We start from the raw sequence: 25,620 nt of genomic DNA on the forward strand, positions 1-25,620 counted from the left end.
AAGGTGTCTGCTAGCGTCAACTAAATCGATCTAGCGAAGGGAGCGGCCATGGACCGGATCCTCCTCATGCGCAGCTTCGTCACCGTCGCGCAGCTCGGCAGTTTCAGTGGCGCCGCCCGCGCACTCAACTCGTCGGGCTCCCTCGTCTCCCGGCACGTGGCGGAACTGGAACGCCAGATCGGGGTCCGTCTCGTCAACCGCACCTCCCGCTCTGTCAGCCTGACCGAAACCGGCTTGCGCTACTCCGAGTTCGCCGCCCGCATCATCGCCGAGATCGAGGCGGAGGACGCCCTCATCGGGCAGCGGCACGACCGGGCCGAGGGCCCGCTGAACGTCGTGTGCCCCAAATGGATCGGCAGCCTCGACGTCGGGGACGCCATCGCCGCCTTCGCCGCCGCCCATCCGAAGATCGCCGTGCGGTTCGAGCTCGGAGGGATGTCTGAGCGCACCTACGACTTCCTGGACAGCGGATTCGACGTCGCGCTGCACACGCGGGACCTGAGGGACTCCCGGGTGCACATCAAGAAGATCGCGTCGCTGCCCTTCGTGCTGTGCGCGTCCGAGGGCTACGTCAGACGCAACGGCGCCCTCGACCGGCCCGGCGACCTGGCCGACCGCGACTGTCTGGTGCACGTCAACGAGCCGGTGTGGCGGCTCGGGCACGGTTCGGGCTCCAGCCTGCACAAGATCCGCAACGTGGCCTTCACCTCGAACTCGTACATCGCCCTGCAGAAGGCCGCACTCCAGGGCCGCGGTATCGCCCTGCTGCCGCAGCGCTCGGCATACGACGATCTCCTCACCGGCGCACTGCGCGTGCAGCTTCCCGAGGTGGCCGTCCCCGAGCGTCCGCTGTACGCCGTGTACGGGCCGGGACAGACAGTGCCGCGGAAGACCGCCACCCTGCTGGAGTTCCTGACCCGCTGGTTCCGGGAGAACCCCATCCCCACGCTCCGGCAGTAGGGCGGTACGCGGAACGCCATCTTAGGTTGCACCACGCCGTCTCCCCTCGCCGACGCGACAGCGGGCAGCATCCCGCCCAGTGATCGCGGTCGCACGAGCAGCGACGGGACGACGGCCTGCGGGGCGATTCCCGTGCCGCTCCGACCGGCTCGTCACATCCCGCACCTCTCGGAGGAGCCACCCGTCATGTGTGAGAACGGCCAGCCGCCCCAGAACGCGGAGCACGTGGAACCCGCCTCGCCGAGGCACGAGTTGCGGCAGACGCCCCGCAGAACGGTCCTGGGCGCGGCGGCGGCCGCGGCGCTCTGCGCCGTGCCGCTGCTCACGGCGACGCCGGCCGCGGCGTCGGCCGCCTCGGACGCGGCCCTGTCGCTGGTCCTGCTCGGCACCAACTCCGGCCCGCCGCCGCTGGCGAGCCGGTACGGCATCTCGTCCGCCCTGGTGGTGAACGGGAAGACCTATGTGGTCGACTGCGGCCGTGGAGCGGTCGGCCAGTACCTGCGGGCGGGGCTGTCCATGCCGTCCCTGACCGGCATCTTCCTCACCCACCTGCACGCCGACCACATCGTCGACTACTACGCCTTCCCGCTCCTGTCCGCCGGGGCGTCCGGTGCTTCGGGCTTCCGCACCCCGGTGTCCGTGTACGGCCCGGGCCCCGCCGGCATCGCCTCCACCGTGGCCGGTGCCCCCGGCCCCCTGCCGGGCACCGTCGCGATGACCAGGCTGGCCGGACAGGCGTACGCCGCCGCCCCCACCTTCTTCATGACCGAGCACATCGGCATCGACCCGGCCACTCTGCTGGACGTCCACGACGTCATGCCGCCGGACGCGGTCGGCGCCTCCGCGACGGACACCGCGCCCGTCATGCGGCCGTTCACCGTCATGGAGAACGACGACGTCAGAGTCAGTGCCGTCCTCGTCCCGCACGGCGCGGTGTTCCCCGCCTACGCCTACCGCTTCGACACCGACCACGGCAGTGTCGTCTTCTCCGGCGACACGTCGCTCTCCCCCAACGTCATCGCCCTGGCCCGGGACGCGGACGTACTCGTCCACGAGGCCCTCTATCCCGACGGACTTGCCGGTCTCGGCCTGCCGCAGTCGCTCATCGACCACATCCTGACCACCCACACCGACGTGGCCCAACTCGGCCGGATCGCCGCCGAGTCCGGTGCCCGCACCCTGGTCGCCACCCACCTCGGCCCGGGAGACCCGGCCGCCGTCTCCGACGCGACCTGGCGACGCCTGCTCCGCGACAGCGCACGGCGGGCCGACTACGGCGGCCACGTGATCCTGGGAAGCGACCTGCTGCACGTGCCGGTGCGGGACGGCAACGGTCGCCGGACACAGACGCACCACGCGTGACCGGCCTATGGAGAAGCGGCCCGCATGTGATGGTCAACGGCCCGTGGAAACGGGGTGGTTCTGGTCCGGGTCCATGCCGGTCATGAGTTCCGCGAAGGCCTGCGCGGCCGCCGGTGAGGTGAAGAGCCGGTCGAGGCGGGCGCGGGCCAGGTTGCGCTGGAACGAGCCGGAGCGGGTGTCGTCGCCGGCGTCGTGGACCGTCCGGGTCAGCCAGTCGGAGAACTCCTGGTCGTTCCAGACGCGGCGCAGGCAGCGTTGCGAGTAGGTGCGCAGTCCGGTGTCGTCGTGGTCGCGGACGTGGTCCCGGACGGCGCGGGCGAAGAGATCGGCGTCGTACAGAGCGAGGTTCATGCCCTTGCCGCCCATGGGGGACACGATGTGGGCGGCGTCCCCGACGAGGAACAGGCGGCCGTACTGCATGGGGTCGTGGACGAGGCTGCGCAGCCGGAAGGTCTCGCGGTCGGTGATCGGGCCCGCGGTGAGGGCGGGGTCGGCGAGCCTGGTGCGCAGCGCGTCCCAGACGCGGTCGTCGGGCCAGGCGTCGGGGTGGTCGTCGGGCGGGCACTGGAGGTAGTAGCGGCTGCTGTGCGGCCCGCGGGGGAAGTGCGCGGCGAAGCCCTGCGGGCTGACGGCCAGCAGGGGGTGGGCGGGCGGCGGGGCGTCGGCGAGGACGGTGAGCCAGCCGATGCCGTGGTCGAGGGTGTGGGCGGTGAGGACGCCGTCGGGGACGGCGGTGCGGGTGACGCCGTGATCACCGTCGCAGCCAGCGACGAAGGTGCAGGTGATGGTGTGCGGGATGCCGTCGGCGGAGCGGTAACGGACGGTCGGGCGGTCGCCGGTCAGGTCGTGCAGGGAGACGTCGGCCACCTCGTAGCGCAGGTCGCCGCCGTCGGCGAGGTGGGCGGCGGTGAGCTTCTGGACCAGGACCTGCTGGGGACACAGTCGCGCGCCGGGGCCTTCGGAGCCGTCGCTGTCGTCGACGAGGTGGCTCTCGCCGTCCACCCGGAACTCCAGGATGCCGTCGTGCGGCGGGCCGCCCAGCACGAGGTCGGCCAGACCCCAGGACGCGAACATCCGGACGGCACGGGTCTCCACGATGCCGGCCCGCTGCCGCTGCGCCACGTACTCGCGGCTACGGCGCTCCAGGACGACGCAGTCGACACCGCACTTGCGCAGCAGATTGGCGACGGTCAGCCCGGCCGGACCCGCGCCGATCACCACGACGGTCGTGGATTCCTGCGCTTCCCTCAACTCGACCTTCCCATCGGCCACTTGGCACCTCCCAAGTCAGCGTAGCCGAGTGCGGCCGGGCGTGGTTCCCTCGCCGGGCACCGGCGCTGCTGCGCACTCTTCAGCCGCAGGTCAGCGTCGGTGTAGCCCAGTCACCGTGATCGTTGCCGTTGCCGTCGCCGGCGTCGCCGACCTTGAGGTCGACCACCTGGGCGCCGCTGACGTCGACGTCGATCGGCACGGCGGCCTGTTTGCCGCGGATCGTCGGTGTGGTCACCAGGGTCTTGCCGTCGGCGATCACGGAGAACGTCACCGTGCCCGCTCCGCCTGTCTCGTCGTCGACACCGACCTCCGCCGTCAGCCGCGAGCAGTTTCCGGCGAGGTAGAGCTCGACGTCGCTGACCGAGTTGGTGCCCAGGCCCTTGGCGTAGCCCACGCCGGCGATGGTGATCGGGTGGCCGTCCCCGGCCGCCTGCTCGCCGACGCTGCTGTCGCGCTCCACCGGGCCCCACCCGTTGGTGGAGGACAGGAACGGCAGGTCGCTCACAGCGCTCTGCCCGGCCGGCGGAGCCGGTGGGATCCCGCCGATGATGCGCTCGTCGGCGCCTGTGGCCTGCCGTCCCTTCTGCACGTAGTGCACCGTGGCGGTGAGTGCCGAGGCGGCTGGCAGCGTGCCGGTCGGGGGCTGGACCTGCCAGGTGAAGGTCGCCGATCCGCCGGATCGCACGCGCTCGACCGACGCGGGGCTCGTGGCGCTCACGGTCCAGCCGTCGGGGGCGGAGAGCGAGGCCGTCAGCCGGGACGCGGACGGTCCGTTCTTCGGCAACCGGACGGTCGCCCGGGCCGTGAAGGCCTGCGCCGGCTGGGCGGTGTCGGGTACGTCCAGGGTGACATCCGCTCCCGGACGCTTCGGCATCGCGTACGTGCGGTGGTCGTAGCGGGGGCTGTCGTTCTGCGCGACGCGCAGGGAGGAGGCGTAGCTGCCGTAGTCGGTGAGCTGGACGTCACCGAGGCCGCCGGTGCTGCCGTCCAGGTTCCACACGGCGATGGCGATGCTGTTGTGGCCGTTCGGGTCCAGGATGCCGTTGGGGACCGGGAAGGTGTGCTGTGGGCCGAGGTAGTTGACGTAGTTGCCGACCTGCCAGCCGTTCACGAGGATCGTGGCACGGTACTTGCGTGCCGGGTCGTCGGTGAACGTCAGTCCGAGCGAGGTGTCCTGGCCGTGCGGCAGGTCCAGGTCGACGTCCGTGCGGTACCAGGAGATCCCTGGCCGGGTGTCGGTCGTCGGCAGGGACACCTTGTTCCACTTGGCGTCGGGGTAGCCCGGCAGGGACCAGCCGGCCCGCTCGCCGTACAGGCCGCCCGTGGAGAGCGGGCCGCGGACGGTGTCCTGGAGGTCCTCGCCGCCGCGTACGCCCTGCAGCCGCCAGGTGACGGAGGTCAGCGGGGCTCCGACGAGGGAGGCGCTGGTCAGGCCGCGGGCGGTCTTGTTGCCGTTGGTCGAGTTGTAGTCCTCCTCGTGCCCCATGTTCACGGTGAGCACGGAGAGGACGTTGTCGCCCGCGGACCTCACCGATCCGGCTGGGAAGGTGAAGTCGGCGCTGCCCGTGGTGGAGCTGCCCAGGAAGGTGCCGTTGAGCCAGGCGGAGAACGCCTGTGCGTCGCCGCCGGAGTCCGAGACCAGGTGGATTCCGGTCTCTTTTCCGGTGGCCCGGAAACGGCCGCGGTACCAGGTGTTGCCGGTGTGGAAGCCGTAGTCGTCCGCGTAGAGCACCGGTAGTGAGTTGATACCGGAGACGCTGTTGGTGGTTGCCTTGTCGGCGACCTGCCAGCTGGAGTCGTCGAAGCCGGGGGCCGCTTCGGGCGACTCCTCCGCGTGCTTCCAGTTCGTCAGCGACGGCAGTTGGATGGGGGCGGCCACGGGGATGTTCCCGGTCAGGCTCCCGGTGTCGGTGGCCCGGGTGCGCAGTGTCCGGCCGTTCCAGGTGACGTGGTCGGCGGAGGTGAACACCTCGACGTTCTTGTCGTCGGCGTTGTCGCCGGTGAGTGCCACGGTGTGGCCGCCGTCGAAGCTGGTCGCCGTCCGCAGCAGGTGGGTGCCGCGTACGAGCACCGGACCGGCTTCCGTGTCCTGGCGCCAGAAGGTCTTCGCCGTGTCCTTGTCGCCGACGAGGAGCAGCAGCGGGCGCTTCCCGCCGCCGCTGATGCCGATGCGGATCAGGCCCTTGTGCGTGTAGTTCAGCCGCAGGTCCCCGGTGGCCGCGTCCCAGGTGGCCGCGGCCGTACCGTCGCTGGTGGCCACGGTGGGCTCGGAGGGGTAGTTGAGGACGGTCTCGCCGTCGCTGCCCGCATCGCCGTAGAGCACGGCGACGTCCCGGTCTCCGATGGTCGCGCTGGTCATGATCTCCGAGGTCGAGTACTGCAACTGCGAGTCCCCGAGCCGGTAGTTCGCCACGATCACGTGCGAGTCGCGTCCGTCGAGGGTGATCGCGGTGCCCGGCTGCTGGGGCACGACGGGGTAGGTCGGCGCGGAGGCGTCGGCCGTGGGCACGTCGATGGCGTCGATGGCCACGTAGTTGTCCGTCGACGCCGAGCTGTGGCTCCCGTCGACGACGATCTTCAGCGTGTGTGCTCCGGGGGCCAGGCCGGACTTCTGGAAGAGCACCGCCTGGTTCTCGCCGCCGGAGTCGTCGACCGTGGCCTGCTTGGTGCCGTCGAGGTAGACGTCGGCGTAGCCGTGGTTGTTGGTCTTCGAGCCGATCCAGCGGATCGCGGTACCGTCGAAGGGGACCGTGAGCGAGTCGCCGGCCTTGTTGGAGAACGACTCGGTGTGCTTGTAGTCGCCGCCGGTGTAGCTCGTGTTGGCCACGTGCGACCACGAACCGGTGTACTGGAGCGCGGAGTCGGGGTCGTCCCAGGTGTAGGTGGTGTCGGAGGCCGGCTGGGCGTTGAAGTCCAGCGAGATGTGGGTCTTGTCGACCGCCGTGGAGGTGGAGTTCCCGTGCCGCAGGACGTGGAACTGTGTCTTGGTGTCGGGGTTCATCCGGGCGGTGTCGACGATCGCGGTGTCGTCCGGCGGCGTGGCCCTGATCGCCTCGGTCTTGGTCAGCGGGGCGACCGACTGGGTGAAGTAGCCGATCAGCTTGTCCTCGTAGTACTTCGGATCGAGCTGGCGGTTCTCGCGGATCGCTGCCCCGTAGTCGTACGACGTGTAGTTCTCCGGCATGCCCAGCCAGCCCCAGTTGGTGCCGCCGTAGGTCATGTAGAAGCTCTGCGCGGTGGCGCCGACGGCGATGTTCTGCTTGTAGAACACGTTGGCGAACTGGTCGTTGATCAGCTGGGCGCACTTGTCGTAGCCCGGGCCGCCCCAGGGGTCGAAGGCGCCGCCCTGGAACTCCGGTGAGTAGAGCGGTTTGCCGGCCGGGTGGTCGTAGCTGATGTCGGGGACGCCGTTCCACTTCGAGGGGTTCGAGCAGTCGAAGCCCTGCGGGTAGGAGTCGGGTCCGTCCACGTCCAGCGCGCCCGTACCGGAGTTGAAGGTGCCGTTGTTGTTGCCGGTCAGCGGAACGGTGATGCCGTCGGCGCGGGCCTTGTCCTCCAGGTGCTGCATGTAGGAGCGGCCGGCGGCCGAGCCGTTGTAGTACTCGTTCTCGACCTGGTAGGCGATGACCGACCCGGTGCCGTTGGTCAGTTGATGGCGGGCGATGATCCGGTCGATCTGGGTCAGCCACTCGTCGGCGTACTTCAGGAACTCCGGGTCGTCGCTGCGGTTGTGGCCCGCCTTGGTGGTCATCCAGCCGGGCAGGCCGCCGCTGTCGACCTCCGCGTTGATGTACGGCGCCGGGCGCGCGATGACGTAGAGGCCGGCCTCCTGGGCCATGTCGAGCAGCTTGTCGACGTCCCGCACCCCGCTGAAGTCGTACACCCCCGGCTTGGGCGAGTGGTATCCCCAGTCGAAGTACAGCGAGGTGGAGTTGAAGCCTGCGGCCTTCATCTTCTGGAAGATGTCGCGCCACAGGTCGGGGCTCGGGAGACGGAAGTAGTGGAACTCGCCGGACCAGAGATAGGTGCGCCGCCCGTCGACGAGGAACGAGTAGCCGTCGAGAGTCACCGTGTGCGCCTGTGGACTGGCGGCGGGGGTGGCGGGGGTGCCAGCGGCGGTGGCGGATGCCTGGCCGCCGGTGTCCTGCGCCGCGGCGGGCGCGGCCGTACGTGTGGTCATGCCCGTGGCCGCAGCCATGGTCATGCCGGTGGCCGCACCCGTGGTCATGCCGGTGGTCATTGCGATGGTCGCGGCTGTCGCGAGGACCGCCCTCCACCACCGACGGCGACCGGGTCTCGCACCCTCTGAACCGATCCGGCTACCCCGCACTGCGGCCTCCCCTACCGTCTGAGCAATCAGCATCGAACAGACTCAGGCAAAGTCGAACAGTAGGGGGGCACAAGGCTCAACACAATGGGGCGGGAGAACACGGCCGAGTCGGCAGGGTCGGCAGGACCGGCTCAAGAGGCTTGCGCGGGGCGGTCACTGACCACTCGTCGGCGGCAAACCGCCCGGTCCGGGGACGGCTCCGCCGCCGACGGGGTTGCTGTCCGCGTCAACGGTGAGGGCGTCAAGGTCCGCCCAGTCCCGTCAGATCCTGCGCCTGAGACCGCTGCCGGGGCGGAGCCTGCCGGCCTCGTCGAGGTCGTCGAGCACCGCGGGCAAGCCGACGCTCAGCATCTTGCGCCGCACGCGCCCCAGGATCTGGGCCATGAAGAACCCGCCGGCTCCCGCGAAGCCCGTGTGGTCATAGGTGAAGCTCGTCCCGGCACCACGGGACTCGATCCGGTAGGTGACCTCGGTGGTCTGGCCGCCGCCATGGTCGGTCCACGAGTAGCGCAGCAGCCGGGGCTCGTCCACCTCCAGTACGACGCAGTCGACGATGCCGCTCCAGCCCGGTTTCGGCTTGGCGATGAACTGGAACTCGGTACCGACGGTGGTGGCGAACCCTTCCGGTCGCGCCCCCGCGCCCGTCGCGGTCCACAGCGGGATGAGCGCCGGGTCGGTGACGGCGCGCCAGACCTTCGCGGGGGGATGCGGGTAGTCGCGGACGATGTGAATGGCACTCACGGGGGCTCCCAGGGCAGTGAGGACGTTTCGCCAGAGGACTTATTTACAGTCACTGAAAAGATACAGTAGCAGTAATAATCTCGTCGCTGGATTACGCTTCCTCCGTGAGCACAGTGGACTGGACGGGATGGCGCAGACAGGCCGGAGAGCCCGGAGCGGAGGGATTGCGGGAGCGGAAGAAGCGCCTGACACGGCAACGCCTCTCGGACACCGCGACCGAGATGTTCCTGGAGCGCGGCTTCGACGGCGTTCGCGTGGCCGAGGTCGCCCAGGCCTGCGGAGTCTCGGAGAAGACGGTCTACAACTACTTCCCCACCAAGGAATCACTGGTCCTGGACCTGGGCGAGACCACGATGACCGCCCTGCGCGCCGACCTGGCCGTCCCCGGCCGCCACCCGGTCGACGCGGTGCTGGGCATCCTGTCCGACGAACTGCACGGCATGACGTCCTGGATCGCCGCGCAGGACGACCCGGCCCAGGCCGCCGCCATGATCAGGCGGTTCCGCGAACTGACCCGGTCCACGCCCTCACTGCGGGCCTATCACCACGACATGACCGACCGGCTCATCGGCGTCGCGGCCGAAGTGCTGGCCCAGCGCACCGGATTGAACCCGGATGATCCGGAACCGCAGATCGCGGCAACGGCGTTGCTCGGGCTGTGGCCCATCCAGTTCCGGAGCCTCGGCAAACATCTGAAGGGCGACCGCACCCCCGAGCGGGTGCACGAGGCGGTGACCGCCGACGTCCGCCGTGCGGCCCAGCTCATCGAGACAGGCCTGGCCGCCGCGTTCAAGACACTCGGAGAAACGCCGATGCTCACGCCCGCACCGCACCCTGACCAAGAGCAGGGCTTGCACACTGGCGTTCGTGTCGACTTGGGCTGTTTCGGGGCTGACTGACAGCAGCCCTGAAACAGGGGGAAGTTGAGGATGGAGACGGCCGAGGCGTGGCCGTCAGGACGGAACGTCCCACTGCACGTGCAGCGTATCCGGCTTGCGGAAGACGAGACCTGACGGCGAGGTGGGCCGCTGCGGGTCGAGGCGGAGGCCGGGTAGGCGTTCGAGCAGGCGCTGGAGGGCGATGCGGGTCTCCAGGCGGGCGAGGTGGGCGGCGATGCAGTGGTGCGGGCCGTGGGCGAAGGCCAGTTGGAGGCGGGCGTTTGCACGGCGGACGTCGAAACGGTCCGGGTCGGTGAAGACGGCCGGGTCACGGTTGGCGCCCGTCAGGGAGACGCTGACCAGGTCGCCGCGGCGGATGGCGGCCGGGCCGAGAACGGTGTCGCGGGTGGCGTAACGGTCGACCACCGCCGCGCCGGGCTCAAGCCGCAGTGACTCCTCGACGGCTCCGTCCAGGAGCCCGGAATCGGCCTGTACGACGGCCAGTTGGCCGGGGTTCTGGAGCAGGTGGAGCAGCGCGTTGGTGATCATCGCCTCGGTCGTCTCGATGCCGCCGAACATCAGGACCGCCGCGTTGGACGCCACTTCGGGCAGTTCCAGTCGTTCGGCGGCGGAGACGAGGAGCGAGGACGCGTGCCGGTCGGCGACGGTGGCCTCGACCGCGGCCCGCAGCTGTGCGTACGCGGCGGGACCGGCCGGGCCTGCCTCCAGCCCCGCGGTGATGTCGGAGACCGACCGTACGATGGCGTCGTACCAGGAGAGCACTGTGTCGGTGGTCGCCCCGACCAGCCCGAGGGCCTCGGTGACCACGGCCACGGCGAGCGGTCCGGCGAAGGAACGGCGCAGTTCGGTGGCGCCCGCCGGTTCCAGCGCGGTGACGAGACGGTAGGTCTCCCGCTCTATGAACGCGGCGAAGCCGTCGTGCACCCCGCGAGGCCGGAAGGGGGCCGCGAAGGGCTCCCGGTGGCGGGTGTGCGCGGCCCCGTCCAGGGACAGCATGCTCGGCCCGACGACCTGTGCCGTGGTGAATCGGGGGTCGTCGACGGTGAAGGTGACCGAGTCCCGCATCACGTCGAGCGCGAGGTCGCGGCGGGTGACCAGCCAGCCGTTCAGCTCGGGCAGCCAGGACACCGGCTCGTGGGCGCGCAGCAGTGCCAGGCGCGGGTGCGGATCCCGGGCGAGTTCGGCGAGCGTGGTCGAGGCACCGAGGGGGAACGAGACGGCGGTGGTCATCGCGCCTTCCGGCCGGGAAAAGGGAAACGGGTCACGGGGCATCGTAACCACGGGGCCCCGACGGACTGGTTCACCGGCCCCGCGGGTGAGTGGAATCGGCGTTGTCAGGCTGCGTGCTTGTGCATGACATCCAGGTAGTGCTGGTCGCGGTGCGGAACGTGGTCGTTCTGGCTGGGGAGGCTGAAGACCGCGCAGACGTCGGCGGGCTGAGTGAGGATGCTCGACTGCCGGCCGAAGGTGAGGCCGCTGTTGATCTCATGCGGGCAGCCTGCGATGTCGAGGGCCGTGATGAGTTCTTCGCGCAGAACCGTGGCCTCGTAGGTCTCGGATTCGGGCAGGACGAGCGGTGGGAGGTTCGTGGTCGAGCCGGGCCTGAGGTTGATCCAGAGGCCGCTGACCCGCCGTTGGGTGACGCCCAGGCTCAGTCCGCCCCAGGAGTAGGGGTAACCGTCGATGTCGGGCCCCTTCATGAGAATGGCCGGGTGCGGACGTCCCGGACCGAGAAGGTCTTCGGCCTCGGCCAAGGGCATTCCGCAGCAGAGCGGTCCGATCCGGCCGGTGCGAGCGAAGTCGACGAGTACGTCCATCAAGGTCACGACAGTGACTGTGACAGTCGATGGAGCCTCCTCGCACTCCGATATCAGCGCCGCGTCGAGCCCGGCCCGCCCGCTTTGACGGCCTTGGCGGGTGCCCGTCTGGGGTACGGGGCCCGAGAACCCCGGCTGGGCGCCCGCAGGGACGGCGCGTCAGAGCACGGCGAGCCGGTCCACCAGCAGCTCCGTTCTCCGGTCGGTGTCCTCCCGCGGCTGCCGTCCCGCCCGGGTCAGGGTGGCCAGCCCGTGCAGGGACGCCCAGAACACCTCGGTGAACAGCCCCGGGTGGACGCCGTCGCCGGCGACCTCGCCGAGGGTCTCCAGCAGGGCGGCGAAGGCGTCCTTCAGGGGTTCCGGGGTGTCTTCCTGCGCGAAGGCCAGGCCACCGTCCAGCTGGAACATGGCGTCGTAGACCGCCGGGTTGCGTTCGGCGAAGTCGAGATAGGCGCGGGCGAGGGCGGCGACCCGCTCGCGCGGGCCGTCGGCGCCGGAGGCCGCGGCGCGCACCGCCGTGGCCATCTCGGCGGCGCCTTCGAGGGCGACGGCGCCGATGATCTCCCGTTTGCCGCGGAAGTGGCTGTAGAGGACGGGCTGGCTGTACTCGATGCGCTCGGCGAGCCGGCGGGTGGTGACCGCGTCCCAGCCCTGCTGCTCGGCGAGTTCACGGGCCGTCGCCACGATGAGGCGCTCGCGCTCCGCCCGTTCCCGCTGCTTGCGTTCCTGTACCGACATGATCCGATCCTAGCACCGCTAGACAAGAGAGCGGCAGCAGTACTAGCGTCGCCTTATCACCTAGCAACGCTAGATTCCGGGAGGGATCGTCATGCTCAATGCACTTGAGGTCGTCACCACCGTGGTCGTCGGCGTGATGGTGGGGGTGGAGTTCTCCGTCGCCTTCGTCATGAACCGGATCCTCAACGCGCTCCCGGAGGACAGCGGCCAGCTCGGCCACGCCCACGGGGGCCGGATGCTCGGCGCCGTGATGCCGGTCTGGTACATCGGCTCGCTCGTCCTCGTCGGCATCTGGGCTGTCGCCGGTCGGCACCACCACGGCACCGGCCTCGTCGTCACCGCCGGCGCGCTGCTGATCCTCAGCGTGGTCATGTCGCTGCTGCTGCTCGTTCCGATCAACAACAGGAACAAGACGTGGACCCCCGACAACCGGCCCGCCGACTGGAAGCAGCAGCTGAACCGCTGGGAGCGCTACCACTACCTCCGCGTCGCCGTCATCATCGCCGCCTTCGCCCTGCTGGTCACGGCCCTCACCTGAGCCCACGGGCCCACCCGCCAGGCTTCGTCGGCGATCACCTGCAAGTAGGCATCATCAGCGCCTCCTTGCGTGACGGCAACGACTCCTGGTACTCACGTGTTAGCACTCTCGCATGGAGAGTGCTAACACCTGCGTTGCCGAGCTGCTCGTTCACAGCAGCTGTCCGGGCGCGATGGGGAGGCAGAGCCGTGCTCGATGTGCTGCGAGTGCGCGACTTTCGCCTGGTGGCGGTCGCGGATCTCCTGTCCGGTCTCGGAGACTGGCTCCTGCTGGTCGCGGCGCCCTACTTCGTGCTCCGTCTGACGGGATCAACGATGGCCACCGGTTTGACGCTGGCGGCGGAGACCCTGCCGGCGCTCGTGCTGGGCCCGGTTGCCGGAGTGTTCGCCGACCGCTGCGACCGTCGCCGCACGATGCTCGCCATCGACGTGTTGCGGGCCGCGACCGTCGCACTCATGCTCCTCGTCCACCACCCGGGCCAGGTCTGGCTCATCTATGTCGCGCTGATCGGCGAGTCCGGTCTCGGCCAGTTCTTCGACCCCGCCCGGCGAGCCCTCATCCCGGCACTGGTGGGGCGCGGTCCGCGCCTGGCCGCGGCGAACTCCCTGACAGCGCTGGTCTCCGGCACCGTCCGGCTCGTCGGCGGCCCGGCCGGAGGCGCGCTCTACGCACTGGCCGGCTTCGGCCCGGTCGTGGCTCTCGACGCCGCCAGTTACCTTGCGTCCGCCATCCTGATCGCCGCGATCCGCCACCGCCCCGGGCCTGTCTCTCCGCAGCGCCAACGGGGCACGGTGCTAAGGCGGTTCGCGGACGACCTGCGCGCCGGCGCGGCGCATCTTCGTGTGACCCCGGGCCTGCCCGTCGTGTTCGCCACAGCCGCGATATTCCTCCTGGGCAACGCGGCCCTGACCGCGTTGCTCGTTCCCTTCACCGGCACGGTTCTGCACGCCGGGGCCGGCACGCTGGGCATGCTGTTCGCCGCGCTGGGCGTCGGCTACCTGGCCGGAGCCCCGCTCAGCCGGGCCGCCGCCGCACGCTTCTCCGACCGACGCGTCATGATCACCAGCCTGGCCGCGCTGAGCGCGGTCTTCGCCGTCACGTTCCACACCCACGACATCGGATGGGCTCTCGTCCTGTTCGTCCTGATCGGGCCGCCGGGCGTGTGTTTCCTGGTCGCCGTCGACACCTACCTTGCACGCCGCACTCCTGATGCTCTGCTCGGCCGCGTCGGTTCCGCCTACGGCATGATCCAGGCAGCAGCCACTCTGGCGGGCATGCTCGGTGGCGCGGTCCTCGGTCAGCAGGTGGGCATCGGCGTCACCGCGGACCTCGCTGCCCTCTGCGTCGCTGTCTCGGCAGCCGTCGCCCTGCTGATCCCGCGTCACAGCACGGCCGACAGCCTCGACGCGAGCAAGTCGTCACTCGCAGCGCCACCTGAACGCTCCGCGGACTGCTGATGCCGTGGCCCGCCGGCCGTCCGGCCGTCCGGCCGGCGCCGGACGGAGGTTGCGGAACGGGCTCAGGCGTCCTCGACCGACACGGCCACGGGTGTCCCCGCCTCGATCGTGCGGCTGACGGTGCACAGCCGGTCGTGGGAGACGGCGACCGCCCGGGGCAGGATGGCGCGCGCACGATCGCCCGGCGCGCCGTCCGGGAAGGTGACGTGGAAGCTGACCGCAAGGTCGGTCATGCGGTTGCCGTCCTCGTCGCCGACCTTGTGGCCGCTGACGGTGACCGTGAACTCGGTGGGCTCGGTGTGGCGGGTGGTGGAGACCTCGACGTCGGCCGCCGTGCAGCCGCCGATCGCGGCGAGCAGCAGTTCCACCGGAGTGAATTCCGTGCCGTCGCCGGTGCCGAAGTCGATCGTGCCGCCGCGGGCGTTCGTCGCGGTGAAGCGGCCGGTGCCGGTGCGCCCGACCGTGACGAGACGCAGGGAGTCTTCGCTCATGTCCACGAACCTAGGTCACCCCCGCCGTCAGCGCAGGATGTTGACGGCCCGTGCCACCACCAGGACCACGGTCACCAGGGAGACCGAGGACTGCAGCATCATCAGCATTTTGGCCCAGCGTGACAGCGGCATCACGTCGGTCGGGCTGAAGGCCGTGGAGTTGGTGAAGGACAGGTACAGATAGTCCAGGAAGGCCGGTTCCCAGTCCGAGGGCGCGGTCTCGGGGCTCTGCATCTGCACGAAGAGGAAGTCCGCGTACTGCTGCCGGCCGCAGACCCGCGCCATGGGTCCGCCGCGGTCCCATTCCCAGTACCAGAGGGCGAACACTATGACGTTCGTCAGCCAGATGCCGCCGCCGGTCAGCAGCAGCGGTCCGGCGTCCTTGCCCTCGGTGCCGTTCACGAGGCCCGCCACCAGCCGGACCGCCGACCAGCCGTTGGCGAGGCTGATCAGGCCCATCAGGGCCAGTCCCAGCACGCGCAGCCAACGGGTGCGGGGCTCGACGCGCCGGGGGTTGCCGGCGATCAGACCGGCCAGCAGCAGCACTTCCAGGACCGGCAGGACCCAGTACGGCTGGAAGGCGAGCCGGCGCGGCAGCATCAGCTGGAGGGCCACGGCGATCAGGATGACGGCGGTCACGGCCCATCGTGGCTCGCCCTGCGTGGCTCTGCGCCACGCGGGCACGACGTCGCGTTCGCCGCTCTCCAGCCGCCGCTCGATCTTGGCCAGCCGGTTCTCGGCATCGCTCATACGGTCACTCATGGCGTTCATTGTCCCGGGGCGGCCCGCCGGTCGGTCGTACGGCATCGGAGATGTTCGTTCCTCTTCGGGGACCGGCCGGCCCGCGCTCGGCGCGCCCCGGGCCGGGACTGGAGCGGGGGCGATGTTGAGCGGGGTGTGTCCTGGCGAAAACATGGTGTGCGCCGGGACGGACACGCGGGCACGGAGACGAAGGGGCTGTCACATGGACACGATGCACAGGGGCCACCACAAGGTCACCCTGGCTCCCTGGCCGACACCGCTCGAACCAGCCCCGCGCCTCGCACGGACGCTGGGACTCGGCCCGGACGACCTGTGGATCAAGCGCGACGACCTGATCGGGCTGGGCGGCGGCGGGAACAAGGTCCGCAAGCTCGAATGGACCTGTGGACAGGCCCTGGCCGAGGGTGCGAGAACCCTGGTCACCAGTGGGGCGCCGCAGAGCAACCACGCTCGCCTCACCGCCGCGGCCGGAGCGCGTCTCGGCATGGACGTCGTACTCGTCCTCGCGGGCGAGCCCACCGAGACGGCCGCGGGCAATCTGGCCCTCGACGGCCTCCTCGGCGCGAGGATCGTCTGGGCCGGCGCCGTGAGCGGGACCGAACTCGCGGCCGTCCTCGACCGTGTCGTCGGGGAGCTGCGCGAGCGGGACGCGGCTCCGGCGCTCATTCCCTTCGGCGGATCGAGCCCCGTCGGCGCCCTGGGCTACGTCGACGGCGGCCACGAGCTCCTCGGACAGACTCCCGACCTGCACACCGCCGTGGTCGCGCTGGGAAGCGGCGGCACGATGGCCGGGCTGGTCCATGCCCTGGGCGCGGACCGGGTCCTTGGGGTGCACTGCGGTGCCGTGGAGGATCCGGGACACACCCTCGACCTGCTGCTGACCGCCCTGGACGCGCCCTCCCCCGCGCCGCGACAGCCACGTCTACGGCTCGACCAAGTGGGAGCTGGATACTCCCGCCTCACCGAGCCGGTCGCGGAGGCGATCCTGCTCGCCGCCCGGACCGAGGGACTGATCCTGGATCCGGTCTACACCGGGCGCGCCATGGCCGGTCTCGTCGCCGCCGTGCGCGAGGGTGACATCCGTCCGGGTGAGCGCACCGTCTTCGTGCACACCGGAGGACTCCCCGGGCTCTTCGGCCACCCGGAGGCACTGCGACGGGCCGGAGAGGCTCTCGCAGCCGGCACCATGTGACCGACTCCGTGAGGTTCCAGGCGGTGATACCGCGCTCGTACGACGGCGGCCCGCTCACGGTCGAGCGCAGGGCCCTGGGACGGTGCCGACCCTCGCCAGAAGCAGATCCGGAATCCGACGGAGCGCTACTGGTGCCCGTCGCAGCATCCGTCCCTGCGCATCAGTCTCCCCACCTCCAGCCAGTCCTCCTCGGCCATCGCCGTGCGCCGGGTCGTCGGTTCGAAGGAGGTGACCAACTCCTCTGTGGTGTAGGGCACTCCGCCTCTGACGACCGCGACGGTGCGGACGAGGGCGGCGAAGTCGGTGAAGGGGTCGCCGTCGACGACGGTCAGATCGGCGAGCATGCCCTCCTGGACGGTGCCGAGGTCGTGGTCGACGCCGAAGAGGCGGGCGGGCAGGACCGTCGCCGTGCGCAGGGCCTGGGCCGGGGACAGGCCGCCACCGTGCAGGGCGCGCAGCCCGAGGTGGAGGGCGAGGCCGACCGGGACGAGGGGCTGGTCCGTGCCGAGGGCGACGATCCCGCCGGCGGCCAGGATGCGGCAGTAGATGTCGGTCTCCGTGCGCAGGGTGGCGAGTTGGGCCTCGGTGGGCGGAACGCCGGCGGACTGCTGGACGCTGGCCGTGTCCCACGGGGGCATCACGGCGGTGACCCGGGGGTCGTCGGCGAGGGAGGGGTCCGCGCCGAGGAGGGGCACGGAGGTGAAGGGCGTCGCGATCATGGAGAAGCGCACCCCGTGCGCGGTGTAGATCTCCACGACGTCCTCGTAGGAGCGGCCGGTGCCGGTGACGGCGTGCCCGAACTCGGCGCGCTGGGTGGCCTGCAGATGGGTCGTCAGGTCCTGGCCGAGCTGGACTCCGGGGGACAGCAGATGGCTGCCGGAGCGGACGCCGAGCCGCTCGTGCGCGAACCGCGCGGCCTCCGCCATCACCCAACCGGGCGCCCGCACATAGGTCTTGACGAAGTCCCAGTCCAGCGCCGCGCCCCGCTCCAGTGAGCGGCGCAGCCCCTGCCGGGTCCGGTGGGCGCGGCCCATGCTGTAGGCGACCCGTGTTCCGTCGAGGAGTTCGCCGGTGCTCAGCAGCCGTGGTCCGGCTAGCTGCCCGGCGGCCACGGCCTCGCGGATGCGGGCCTGTTCGTAGGCGAAGCCGCCCAGGGACACGGCGGTGGTGATGCCGTAGGTGAGCTGGCCGACGGTCTGGCGGCCGCCGTAGGTGGACTGCCAGGGGTGGGTGTGGGTGTCCCACAGGCCGGGGATGACGGTGCGTCCGGAGGCGTCGACACGGCGGCCGGTGATCCGGCGGCCCGCGCGGTGCGGCTCGACCGCCGTGATCCGTCCGGCGCGTACGACGATGTCGACGTCGTCGCGGGTCGTCTCGCCGGTGCCGTCCCACAGGTGTCCGGCGTGGACGACCAGGTCGGCGGGGGCGGGTCCGGTGGCGTCGAGGGGGACGCGGACGGTGCGCGCGGCGCCGCCGTCGGTGTCGACGAGCCGCAGCCGACCTGCGGAGAGGTACAGGAGGGTCCTGGAGTCGGCCGACCAGGAGGGGTGGTCGGCCGGTTCGTCGGTGAGGGTGCGCAGGTCGCCGCTCGGGGTGCCGTCGGGGCCGACGGGCAGCAGGCACAGCGCGGACTCGACGATCACCGCCATCCAGCGGCCGTCGGGTGACCAGACGGGTCCGGAGTCGTAGCGGTCGGCGATCGAGGTGTGGGGGGCCACCGCGTGCAGGCGGTCGGTGCCGGTCGTGGTGTCGACGACACGGACGAGGTTGTAGCCCTCGCGGAAGCGGGCGTTGAGCCGGTTGCGGTCGCAGAGGGCGAGGTGGCGGCCGCCGGGGGACCAGCTGGGGCGGCCGGGCAGTCCGCCGCCGCCGAGCGGGGTGGCGAGGACGTGTTCCGTACCGGAGGCGAGGTCGCGGACCAGGAGCCTGCCCGTCATGTCGAGGCAGGCGAGCCGCTGTCCGTCGGGCGACAGCGCCGGATGCACCCGGCCGCCGGTCGCCAGCGTGCTCTCCTCGCCGGTGGCGAGATCGTGCCGGTGGACGCCCAGCAGACCGTCGCGGTCGTCGGCGTAGACCAGGGACCGTCCGTCGGGTGCCCAGCTCGGGCCGAGGACATAGCGGGTGGGGTCCGCCGTGCGCAGTCGCCGTGGCGGTTGGCCGCCCGAACTTCCGGCCAGCCAGAGGGAGTTGAGGGCGGCGAAGGCGATCTGCCGGCCGTCCGGCGAGAGCGCGGGCAGATGGATGCCGCGCACCGGACGGGTGCGGGCCTCGCCGAGGTCGTACGCCTTGGTGCGGTAGCGGGGCCGCCGCACGGGGAGCACGCCCTCGAAGGGGATGGTCTCCGGTTGTGCGGGACTGTCGGGTCGTACGAGGGTGAAGGCGCCGTCGAGGGTGAGGAGGAGGTGCCCCTCCGGTGTCCAGCGCGGGGGCACGGGGGCGAGGTCGCCGGTGACCGGGACGGGGCGGCCGTCGACGGCGAGGGTGCAGGAGGCGTTCGGTGCGGCTGTGGTGCGCAGGTGGGCCAGGCGGCCGTCGGCGGCCAGGGCGGGCGTCATGACCTGGACGGTCTCGGTCTCGGTGTACCGGACGGTGACCGCGCCGGTGCCGTCGGCGGGCACGGCCGCGATGGTGCGGGCCTCCAGGGTCGGGCCCAGGGAGGTGGTGACCGTCTTGGCGCGGACGAAGAGGATCCGGGAGCCGTCCGGTGACCAGGTGGGGTCGAAGTCCTCCCACGGGGTGTCCTGGAGGGGACCGTCCTGGCCGGTGCGGCCGGTGACGGGGGTGATCCGGCCGGTGCCCAGGTCGAGGACGTGGATGCGGTACGGGCTGCCGTCGAGCGGGTCGCCGGCGCGTTCCGAGGAGAAGGCGAGCCGGGTGCCGTCGGGCGACCAGGCGGGGCCTCGGTCGTCCCAGGGGCCGTCCGTGCGCTGCCGCAGGTCGGAGCCGTCTGGGCGGACGGTCCAGAGGTGGAATCCGCCGTCCCGGTAGGCGCAGAAGGCGATGAGTTCGCCGTCCGGGGAGTGGGTGGGGCGGCCCGGTTCGAGGTCGGCCGGGGTGAGGGGGCGGGCGGTGCCGCCGGTGCGGGGCAGGGACCACAGGGTGCCCTGCGCCTCGGCGATCAGGTGGTCGCCGGACGGGGCGAGGGTCGCCGCCCCGTTGGTTGCGCGGGTGAACATCAGGGAGGGGGCGCCGGTCCGGGGTCTCGCCACGGCGGCGGGGGCCACACCCACGAGGGGCACGGCGCCTGCGGCGGCGAGGAGTTGACGGCGGGTCGGACGGAAGTGGCTGCTCCGGTCGCGGTCCATGACCGTACACACTGATGCACCCGTCGTCCCGGGATCAACGACATCCCCGGCCAACACTCTCGGTGATCACAGCCGCTCTCATTACGGTGAGCGACCGGTCGATTTCGCTACAAGTTCCGAAATTATTCGTGATGGCTCGGCCATGCCCGTGCAACACGGCGTTCGTAGCTTCGCAGTCAGCAATAACGCTGCTTTCCCGCGAAATCCAGGAGCCCCCGAGTGTCCCTTCCCTCCAGACGCGGTGCCCTGAAGCTGTCCGCCGGCCTGGCGCTCCTCGGCGCCGGTGCCCTCACCGGCTGTGGCCGCGGCGGCGCGACCACGGCCGCCAAGTCCTCCACCGCGCCCGTCGACGACTCACCGGCCACCGGCACCCTGAACGTGTGGGCCGCCCAGGGCGACGCGGACGTGCTGAACAAGGTCGTCAAGCCGTTCAAGGCCGCGAATCCCGAGCTCACCGTGAAGTTCACGCTGATCCCGAACGCCGAGTACTACACGAAGCTCCAGTCGGCGATCGCCGCGGGCAAGGGGCCCGACGTCGCCCAGTTCTTCCCCGAGTCGCAGGCGCAGTTCCTCGATCCGTCGATCCTGCGGGCCGTGCCGGACGGGCTGGTCGAGCCGAAGTCGTTCTTCACCAGCCTCTGGGACGCCGGTCTCGTCGGAGACGTGGCCTACACGGTCCCCTGGTACGCGTACACCTACGCACTCGTCTACCGCTCCGACCTCGCCGCGAAGGCGGGCGTCAAGGCGCCGACGACCTGGGCGCAGATGGTGCCGTTCCTCAAGGCGCTGCAGGGTGCGGGTGCCGGGCACGGGCTCGGGGCGGACATCGGCTGGGACGTCTTCAACGGCCAGGACGTCGCCATGTACGCCTGGCAGGCGGGCGGCTCGCTGCTCACCGGCGGGAAGTGGACGCTGGACACGCCGGCCATGGTGGACGCGCTCACGTACAACGCGTCGTTCTTCACCTCCAAGGCCGCCGACACCAGCGGGCCGACCTTCCTGGACGCCCAGCCGTACTTCGTGTCCGGGAAGACGGCCACGATGATCACCGGTCCGTGGGTCGTCGGGCAGCTCGACACCGCGGCGAAGAAGGAGGGCTGGACGGCGGCCCATGTGGCCACCGCGCCGCTGCCGGCGGGCTCGTCGGGCAGCGTCTCCTTCTCGGCGGGCGGCAGTTGGGGCGTGCTCGCGGACGGCGCCAACGCGGACGCGGCGTGGAAGTTCGTGCGGTACCTCGCGAAGCCGGCCACCCAGGTCGCGCAGTACAAGGCGTACAGCTCGCTGCCGGCCGTCGTCTCCGCCTGGGACGACCCGGCGATCAAGGGGCAGCCGCTGCTCGACGCCTTCCTGACCCAGCTGAAGAACACCCGGGCGTTCCCGCGGGTGACCACCTGGCAGCAGGTCGCCACCCGGCTCGGCAAGGAGACGGAGGCCGTGGCCAAGGGCACCGAGAGCGCGGCGAAGGCGGCGGCGAACGTGCAGGCGTACGCCGAGAGTCTCGGCACGGGGGCGCGGTGAGGGCCCGTCGGACGGCCGTCGGCTGGCTGTTCCTCGCGCCGTTCACGCTGGTCTTCCTGCTCTACACGGCCGTGCCCACCGTCGCCGCGCTCGGCTTCAGCCTCACCGATCTGCACGGCTCGGACCTGCGGCATCCGCTCGCGGTGAACTTCACCGGCCTGGAGAACTACGTCCGGCTGTTCCAGGACGACAGCTTCGTGCGGGACATCCTCAACACCGGGCTGTTCGTGGCCGTCGGCGTGCCGCTGACCATGGCGGCCGGGTTCGCGCTGGCCCTCGCGCTGAACTCCGGCATCCGGCGGCTGCGCGGGACCTTCCGCACGGTCTTCTTCGCGCCGGTCGTGACCAATGTCGTGGCGGTCGCGCTGATCTGGCGGTACGCCTTCAACGAGAACGGCACCGTCAACAGCGTGCTCGCCGCGGTCGGCCTGGCCGGCCCGAACTGGCTGGACGACACCCATCTGGCGATGCCCGTGGTCATCGCGCTCGGCGTCTGGCGCAACTTCGGCACCGCGATGGTGCTGTTCCTCGCCGGGCTCCAGGCGATCCCCCGGGACGTGTACGAGGCGGCGGCGCTCGACGGGGCGGGGCGCCGGCGGCAGCTCCGGCACATCACCCTGCCGATGCTGATGCCCACCACCCTGATGGTGTCCGTGCTGCTGACCGTCTTCTACCTCCAGGTGTTCGACGAGCCGTATCTGCTCACCGACGGCGGCCCGCTCGGCTCCACCGAGTCGGTGGCGCTGTACACCTACCACCAGTTCGGATCCGGCGAGCTGGGGATGTCGTCCGCGGCGTCGTTCGTGATGCTCGTCCTGGTGGCCCTGGTGAGTGTCGTCCAGTTCCGACTGCTGAGGCCCCGCTCATGACCGCCGTAGCCGCGTTGCAGAACGCCGAACCCGCCGCCGACCGGATCGCCGTACGCCGCCGGTCCCTCTCCCAGCCGCTGCTGTACGGCGCGTTGGTGCTGTGCGCCCTGCTGACGCTGCTGCCGTTCGTGTGGGTGGTCGGCGGTTCGCTGCGCAGTCTCGACGAGATCCGCTCCGATCCGGGCGCCTGGCTGCCGCACCATGTCACCCTGGACAACTTCGTGCGGCTGTTCCGGACGCAGGGCTTCGGCCGGTTCCTGGTCAACAGCGTGGTCGTCGCGTCGATGGCGGTCGTCGGCAACATCGTGGCCGCGTCGGCCGCCGGATACGCGCTCGCCAAGCTGGAGTTCGCGGGTCGGCGGCTGGCGTTCGGCGCGGTGATGGCGGCGATGATGGTGCCGTTCACCACGGTCTTCGTCACCCAGTTCGTGATCACCGTCGACCTGGGCCTCGCGGACACCCTGACCGGGATCGCGCTGCCGTCCCTGGCGCTGCCGCTGTCGGTGTTCATCATGCGCCAGTACGCGCTGTCGATCCCCGACGAGCTGCTGGAGGCCGCCCGGATCGACGGGGCGGGCGAGTTCCGGATCTTCTTCCGGATCTTCCTGCCGCTGGCCGGTCCCGCGGTCGCGACCGTCACGATCATGTCGTTCCTGTACTCGTGGAACAACTTCATCTGGCCGCTCGTCGTCGCCCAGAGCATGTCCAGCTACACGCTCCCGGTGGGCCTCGCCGCGACCAGTCAGGCGGCCGCGCATGTCACCGACTACGGCCTGATGCTCGCCGGGGCGATCGTCGTGATGCTGCCCGTACTGGTGCTCTTCCTGTGCCTGCAGCGATATTTCGTGCAGGGCGTCGCCGGAACGGGGATGCGGTGACCATGAGCGACACGGTGCGGGCTCCCGCGGGCACGATCGTCGGCCGTCGTGCAGGTGAGCTGCGGCGTTTCCTCGGCATCCCGTACGCCGAGGCGCCCGTCGGCGTACGGCGGTTCGCGGCGCCGGTCCCCCGCGGCCGGTTCCGGGAGCCGTACGACGCCTCCCGGCACGGCGCCACCTCGCAGCGGGTGCCGCTGTTCGCGACAACCACGATCCCGGAGCCGTCCGTGCCGGGTGAGGACGTCCTGAACCTGAGCGTCGTCACCCCGGCCGGTGCCGAGGGCCGTCCGGTCCTGGTGTGGATCCACGGCGGCGGCTTCCTGGCGGGGAGCCCGGCGAGCCCCTGGTACGACGGGCGTTCCTTCGCCCGGGACGGGGTCGTGACCGTGACGGTCGGCTACCGGCTGGGCGTGGACGGATTCGCGCCGCTGGACGGCGTACCGGCCAATCTCGGGCTGCGGGACCTGCTGTCGGCGCTCGACTGGGTGCGGGAGAACATCGCCGCGTTCGGCGGTGATCCGGACCGGGTCACCCTCGCCGGGCAGTCGGCCGGGGGCGCGGCGGTACTGGCGCTGCTCTCCTCGCCGGCCGCCGCGGGCCGTTTCCAGCGGGCGGTGAGCATGTCCGGCGGCTTCTTCGAGGTGGGCCGGGACACCGCCCACGGCTTCCTCGAAAGGCTCGGGGACCGGCTGGCCGTACCGCCCACGCGCGAGGGATTCGCCGGTATCGACGTGGCGGAACTGCAGGAATGCGTACGGGACTTGAGAGGCGATGAGGTGTTGATGCTCGGGCCGGTCACGGGTGACGACATCCTGCCGCTGGGGGTGCCCGAGGGGCTCGCCCGGCGCGGTCTCGACGTACCGCTGCTGCTGGGGGCGACCGGCGACGAGTTCGACGGCGGCACGGCCCCGGAGGCCGCCCGCGCCGCGGGCACCCGGGTCACCGACACCCTCTTCCGGGCCGCCTGCCCGCGCGCGGCCCGCTCCCGACGGGAGGCCACCGCCGGCACCTGGCTGTACTCCTTCGCATGGCCCTCCCCCGCGACCGGCGGTGCCACGCACTGCGTGGACATCCCGTTCTTCTTCGACGTCCTCGACGCACCCGGCGTCCGGGAGGCCCTCGGTCCCCGTCCGCCCACGGAGCTGGCCGCGCTGATGCACGCCGATCTGGTCGGGTTCGTGCACGGCCGGGAGCCGTCCTGGGCACGGGCGTCGGGCAGGCCGGGTGATCCGGCACGCGAGTACGGCCGTCCCGGTGCCGAGTTCGCCGCCGACACCACCGGCGTGTACGACCCCGTGGTCCCGGCGGAGGCGGAGGCGTGCTGATGCCGGGGATGAACCAGAGCGCGGTCCGCCGGGTCAACACCTCGGTGATCCTGCGGGCGTTGGCGGTGTCGGCCGCGCCGACGACGCTCACCGCGCTCGCCGAGCGGACGACTCTGTCGCGGCGCACCATCGAGCTGATCCTGGACTCCCTCGTGACGGCGGGCTGGGTGGCCGAGCTCGACCGGGTGCCCGCCCGGGGGTGCGCGGGCCGCCCCGCCCGGCGGTACGAACTGCGGGCCGAGCACGCCCTGTTGGCGGCCGCGCAGATCACCACGGAGGACGTGTCCGCGGTCGTCGCCGACGTGCGGGGCCGTATCGTCGGCCGCGCGCACCGGCCACTGCGCTCCTACCTGGATCCACAGGCCTCGCTCGACGACGTGGCGGCGCTGGTGCAGGAGGCGCTGGAGGACGCGGGCGGGTCGGCGGACCGGCTGCGCGCCGGAGCGCTGGCGAGCGGCGGCGCGATCGACGACGACGGAGTGGTACGGCGGCTGGTGCACACCACCCGGTGGGAGGGCGTGGACCTGCCCGGGGAGCTGACGCGCCGGGTCCGGGTGCCGTGGTTCGCGGACAACGACACCAACCTCGGTGCGCTGGCGGAACGTTGGCGGGGGGTGGCCCGCGATCACGACAACGTCGTATGGGCCATGCTCGGGAACCGGACCGGTCTCGGCATCCTCATCCGGGGCGCGGTGCACCGGGGGCTCGACGGCGCGGCGGGCGAGATCATCGAGGCGGTGTCGATGCCGACGGACTCGGTCGAGCACCGGCCGGTCGCCTGGCTCACCTCGCCGGAGCCGGACCGCCGGAGCGTCGCGCTGGACCGTTTCGAGGCCGCCCGGGCAGGCGAGGCGGCCGCGCTCGCGGAGGTCGACGAGTTCGTGGCGAACATCGCCTCGATCCTGACCACCCTGTCCTGGACGGTCGCTCCCTCGCTGATCGTGCTGGGCGGCGGTCTGGAGGACGCGGCCGACGTGCTGCTGCCCCGGGTGCGCGAGGCCCTGCACGCCGCCCGCACCCCCGCGGTCGAGCTGCGAGCGAGCGGCCTGGGCCGTGACGCCGCGCTCGTCGGCGCCGTCAAGCTGGCGCTGGACCGCATGGACACCGAACTGTTCGGCCCGCTCGTCCCGGGCAACTGACCTTTTCGTGCAACCGACCTACGGAGT

At 71.2% G+C, this 25,620-nt stretch carries 20 protein-coding genes; 11 read left to right on the forward strand and 9 right to left on the reverse strand.

The genetic code is table 11. The features are described 5' to 3' along the window. The first annotated feature begins 48 nt into the window (after window positions 1-48). Together AB0D85_RS08490 and AB0D85_RS08495 are read left to right on the forward strand one after the other, a co-directional pair. Window positions 49-960 (forward strand): LysR family transcriptional regulator, encoded by a 912-nt coding sequence (locus AB0D85_RS08490; protein ID WP_362315619.1) that lies wholly within the window; start codon window positions 49-51, stop codon window positions 958-960. 186 nt (window positions 961-1,146) lie between these two features. Continuing rightward, entirely contained in the window at window positions 1,147-2,322 is a 1,176-nt protein-coding gene (locus AB0D85_RS08495) for an MBL fold metallo-hydrolase (protein ID WP_362315622.1), read from the forward strand. Between the two features lie 33 nt (window positions 2,323-2,355). Here AB0D85_RS08495 and AB0D85_RS08500 read toward each other — a convergent pair whose 3' ends face one another. The 3 genes from AB0D85_RS08500 to AB0D85_RS08510 all read right to left on the reverse strand — a co-directional run bounded on the left by AB0D85_RS08500 (window position 2,356) and on the right by AB0D85_RS08510 (window position 8,665). Continuing rightward, window positions 2,356-3,594 carry a 4-hydroxybenzoate 3-monooxygenase gene (locus AB0D85_RS08500; RefSeq protein ID WP_362315625.1) on the reverse strand — a complete coding sequence of 413 codons (1,239 nt, stop codon included), beginning with the start codon at window positions 3,592-3,594 and terminating at the stop codon, window positions 2,356-2,358. A gap of 79 nt (window positions 3,595-3,673) precedes the next feature. Continuing rightward, window positions 3,674-7,924 carry a beta-galactosidase gene (locus AB0D85_RS08505; protein WP_362315628.1) on the reverse strand — a complete coding sequence of 1,417 codons (4,251 nt, stop codon included), beginning with the start codon at window positions 7,922-7,924 and terminating at the stop codon, window positions 3,674-3,676. Window positions 7,925-8,185: 261 nt separating this feature from the next. Next, complete coding sequence (locus AB0D85_RS08510; RefSeq protein WP_362315631.1) at window positions 8,186-8,665, reverse strand: SRPBCC domain-containing protein; 480 nt, start codon at window positions 8,663-8,665, stop codon at window positions 8,186-8,188. A 104-nt stretch (window positions 8,666-8,769) separates the two neighbouring features. On the opposite strand from AB0D85_RS08510, the gene AB0D85_RS08515 reads away from it, so the two are divergent. After that, entirely contained in the window at window positions 8,770-9,564 is a 795-nt protein-coding gene (locus AB0D85_RS08515; RefSeq protein WP_362315634.1) for a TetR/AcrR family transcriptional regulator, read from the forward strand. Between the two features lie 54 nt (window positions 9,565-9,618). On the opposite strand, the gene AB0D85_RS08520 is transcribed toward AB0D85_RS08515, so the two are convergent. The 3 genes from AB0D85_RS08520 to AB0D85_RS08530 form a co-directional block, all read right to left on the reverse strand. After that, a complete protein-coding gene (locus AB0D85_RS08520) occupies window positions 9,619-10,794 on the reverse strand; it encodes a cytochrome P450 (RefSeq protein ID WP_362315637.1) in 1,176 nt (391 codons plus the stop codon). Window positions 10,795-10,898: 104 nt separating this feature from the next. Next, the gene (locus AB0D85_RS08525; protein WP_362315640.1) at window positions 10,899-11,390 is read right to left on the reverse strand and encodes a hypothetical protein; all 492 of its coding nucleotides are present in this window, start codon (window positions 11,388-11,390) and stop codon (window positions 10,899-10,901) included. 150 nt (window positions 11,391-11,540) lie between these two features. Beyond that, window positions 11,541-12,119 (reverse strand): TetR/AcrR family transcriptional regulator, encoded by a 579-nt coding sequence (locus AB0D85_RS08530; protein ID WP_362315643.1) that lies wholly within the window; start codon window positions 12,117-12,119, stop codon window positions 11,541-11,543. Window positions 12,120-12,210: 91 nt separating this feature from the next. Between AB0D85_RS08530 and AB0D85_RS08535 the strand changes: the two genes are divergently transcribed. Continuing rightward, window positions 12,211-12,657: a DUF1772 domain-containing protein gene (locus tag AB0D85_RS08535; protein ID WP_362315646.1), complete on the forward strand. Its 447-nt coding sequence runs from the start codon at window positions 12,211-12,213 to the stop codon at window positions 12,655-12,657. A 188-nt stretch (window positions 12,658-12,845) separates the two neighbouring features. After that, on the forward strand, window positions 12,846-14,114 hold the full coding sequence (locus AB0D85_RS08540) for an MFS transporter (protein ID WP_362315649.1): 1,269 nt from the start codon (window positions 12,846-12,848) through the stop codon (window positions 14,112-14,114). Between the two features lie 62 nt (window positions 14,115-14,176). On the opposite strand, the gene AB0D85_RS08545 is transcribed toward AB0D85_RS08540, so the two are convergent. Further along, on the reverse strand, window positions 14,177-14,605 hold the full coding sequence (locus tag AB0D85_RS08545; RefSeq protein WP_362315651.1) for an OsmC family protein: 429 nt from the start codon (window positions 14,603-14,605) through the stop codon (window positions 14,177-14,179). A gap of 27 nt (window positions 14,606-14,632) precedes the next feature. Then, window positions 14,633-15,367 (reverse strand): hypothetical protein, encoded by a 735-nt coding sequence (locus AB0D85_RS08550; protein WP_362315654.1) that lies wholly within the window; start codon window positions 15,365-15,367, stop codon window positions 14,633-14,635. Between the two features lie 202 nt (window positions 15,368-15,569). Here AB0D85_RS08550 and AB0D85_RS08555 point away from each other — a divergent pair, with 202 nt between their 5' ends. Beyond that, window positions 15,570-16,559 carry a D-cysteine desulfhydrase family protein gene (locus AB0D85_RS08555; RefSeq protein ID WP_362315658.1) on the forward strand — a complete coding sequence of 330 codons (990 nt, stop codon included), beginning with the start codon at window positions 15,570-15,572 and terminating at the stop codon, window positions 16,557-16,559. A gap of 125 nt (window positions 16,560-16,684) precedes the next feature. Here AB0D85_RS08555 and AB0D85_RS08560 read toward each other — a convergent pair whose 3' ends face one another. Continuing rightward, window positions 16,685-19,864: an amidohydrolase family protein gene (locus tag AB0D85_RS08560; RefSeq protein WP_362315660.1), complete on the reverse strand. Its 3,180-nt coding sequence runs from the start codon at window positions 19,862-19,864 to the stop codon at window positions 16,685-16,687. Window positions 19,865-20,083: 219 nt separating this feature from the next. On the opposite strand from AB0D85_RS08560, the gene AB0D85_RS08565 reads away from it, so the two are divergent. The 5 genes from AB0D85_RS08565 to AB0D85_RS08585 are packed head-to-tail and all read left to right on the forward strand — an operon-like array spanning window position 20,084 to window position 25,593. Beyond that, complete coding sequence (locus tag AB0D85_RS08565; protein WP_362315663.1) at window positions 20,084-21,382, forward strand: extracellular solute-binding protein; 1,299 nt, start codon at window positions 20,084-20,086, stop codon at window positions 21,380-21,382. Continuing rightward, window positions 21,379-22,251 (forward strand): sugar ABC transporter permease, encoded by an 873-nt coding sequence (locus AB0D85_RS08570; RefSeq protein WP_362315666.1) that lies wholly within the window; start codon window positions 21,379-21,381, stop codon window positions 22,249-22,251. Before AB0D85_RS08565 ends, AB0D85_RS08570 begins: the two co-directional genes overlap by 4 nt. Next, on the forward strand, window positions 22,248-23,129 hold the full coding sequence (locus AB0D85_RS08575) for a carbohydrate ABC transporter permease (RefSeq protein WP_362315669.1): 882 nt from the start codon (window positions 22,248-22,250) through the stop codon (window positions 23,127-23,129). The genes AB0D85_RS08570 and AB0D85_RS08575 overlap by 4 nt, the downstream gene beginning before the upstream one ends. Before the next feature lie 2 nt (window positions 23,130-23,131). After that, window positions 23,132-24,454: a carboxylesterase family protein gene (locus tag AB0D85_RS08580; protein WP_362315672.1), complete on the forward strand. Its 1,323-nt coding sequence runs from the start codon at window positions 23,132-23,134 to the stop codon at window positions 24,452-24,454. A gap of 8 nt (window positions 24,455-24,462) precedes the next feature. Next, window positions 24,463-25,593, forward strand: coding sequence for an ROK family protein (locus AB0D85_RS08585; RefSeq protein ID WP_362316600.1), 1,131 nt, complete (start codon window positions 24,463-24,465; stop codon window positions 25,591-25,593). Window positions 25,594-25,620 lie beyond the last annotated feature (27 nt).

The organism is Streptomyces sp. NPDC048277, from assembly GCF_040652235.1.
GTDB lineage: Bacteria > Actinomycetota > Actinomycetes > Streptomycetales > Streptomycetaceae > Streptomyces.

Excerpts from the sequence above, each read along its gene's own strand:
- AB0D85_RS08490 (WP_362315619.1), top strand. The coding sequence starts at position 49 with ATGGACCGGATCCTCCTCATGCGCAGCTTCGTCACCGTCGCGCAGCTC.
- AB0D85_RS08495 (WP_362315622.1), top strand. The coding sequence starts at position 1,147 with ATGTGTGAGAACGGCCAGCCGCCCCAGAACGCGGAGCACGTGGAACCC.
- AB0D85_RS08520 (WP_362315637.1), bottom strand. The coding sequence starts at position 10,794 with ATGACCACCGCCGTCTCGTTCCCCCTCGGTGCCTCGACCACGCTCGCC.
- AB0D85_RS08530 (WP_362315643.1), bottom strand. The coding sequence starts at position 12,119 with ATGTCGGTACAGGAACGCAAGCAGCGGGAACGGGCGGAGCGCGAGCGC.
- AB0D85_RS08535 (WP_362315646.1), top strand. The coding sequence starts at position 12,211 with ATGCTCAATGCACTTGAGGTCGTCACCACCGTGGTCGTCGGCGTGATG.
- AB0D85_RS08545 (WP_362315651.1), bottom strand. The coding sequence starts at position 14,605 with ATGAGCGAAGACTCCCTGCGTCTCGTCACGGTCGGGCGCACCGGCACC.
- AB0D85_RS08550 (WP_362315654.1), bottom strand. The coding sequence starts at position 15,367 with ATGAGTGACCGTATGAGCGATGCCGAGAACCGGCTGGCCAAGATCGAG.
- AB0D85_RS08555 (WP_362315658.1), top strand. The coding sequence starts at position 15,570 with ATGGACACGATGCACAGGGGCCACCACAAGGTCACCCTGGCTCCCTGG.
- AB0D85_RS08560 (WP_362315660.1), bottom strand. The coding sequence starts at position 19,864 with ATGGACCGCGACCGGAGCAGCCACTTCCGTCCGACCCGCCGTCAACTC.
- AB0D85_RS08575 (WP_362315669.1), top strand. The coding sequence starts at position 22,248 with ATGACCGCCGTAGCCGCGTTGCAGAACGCCGAACCCGCCGCCGACCGG.
- AB0D85_RS08580 (WP_362315672.1), top strand. The coding sequence starts at position 23,132 with ATGAGCGACACGGTGCGGGCTCCCGCGGGCACGATCGTCGGCCGTCGT.
- AB0D85_RS08585 (WP_362316600.1), top strand. The coding sequence starts at position 24,463 with ATGAACCAGAGCGCGGTCCGCCGGGTCAACACCTCGGTGATCCTGCGG.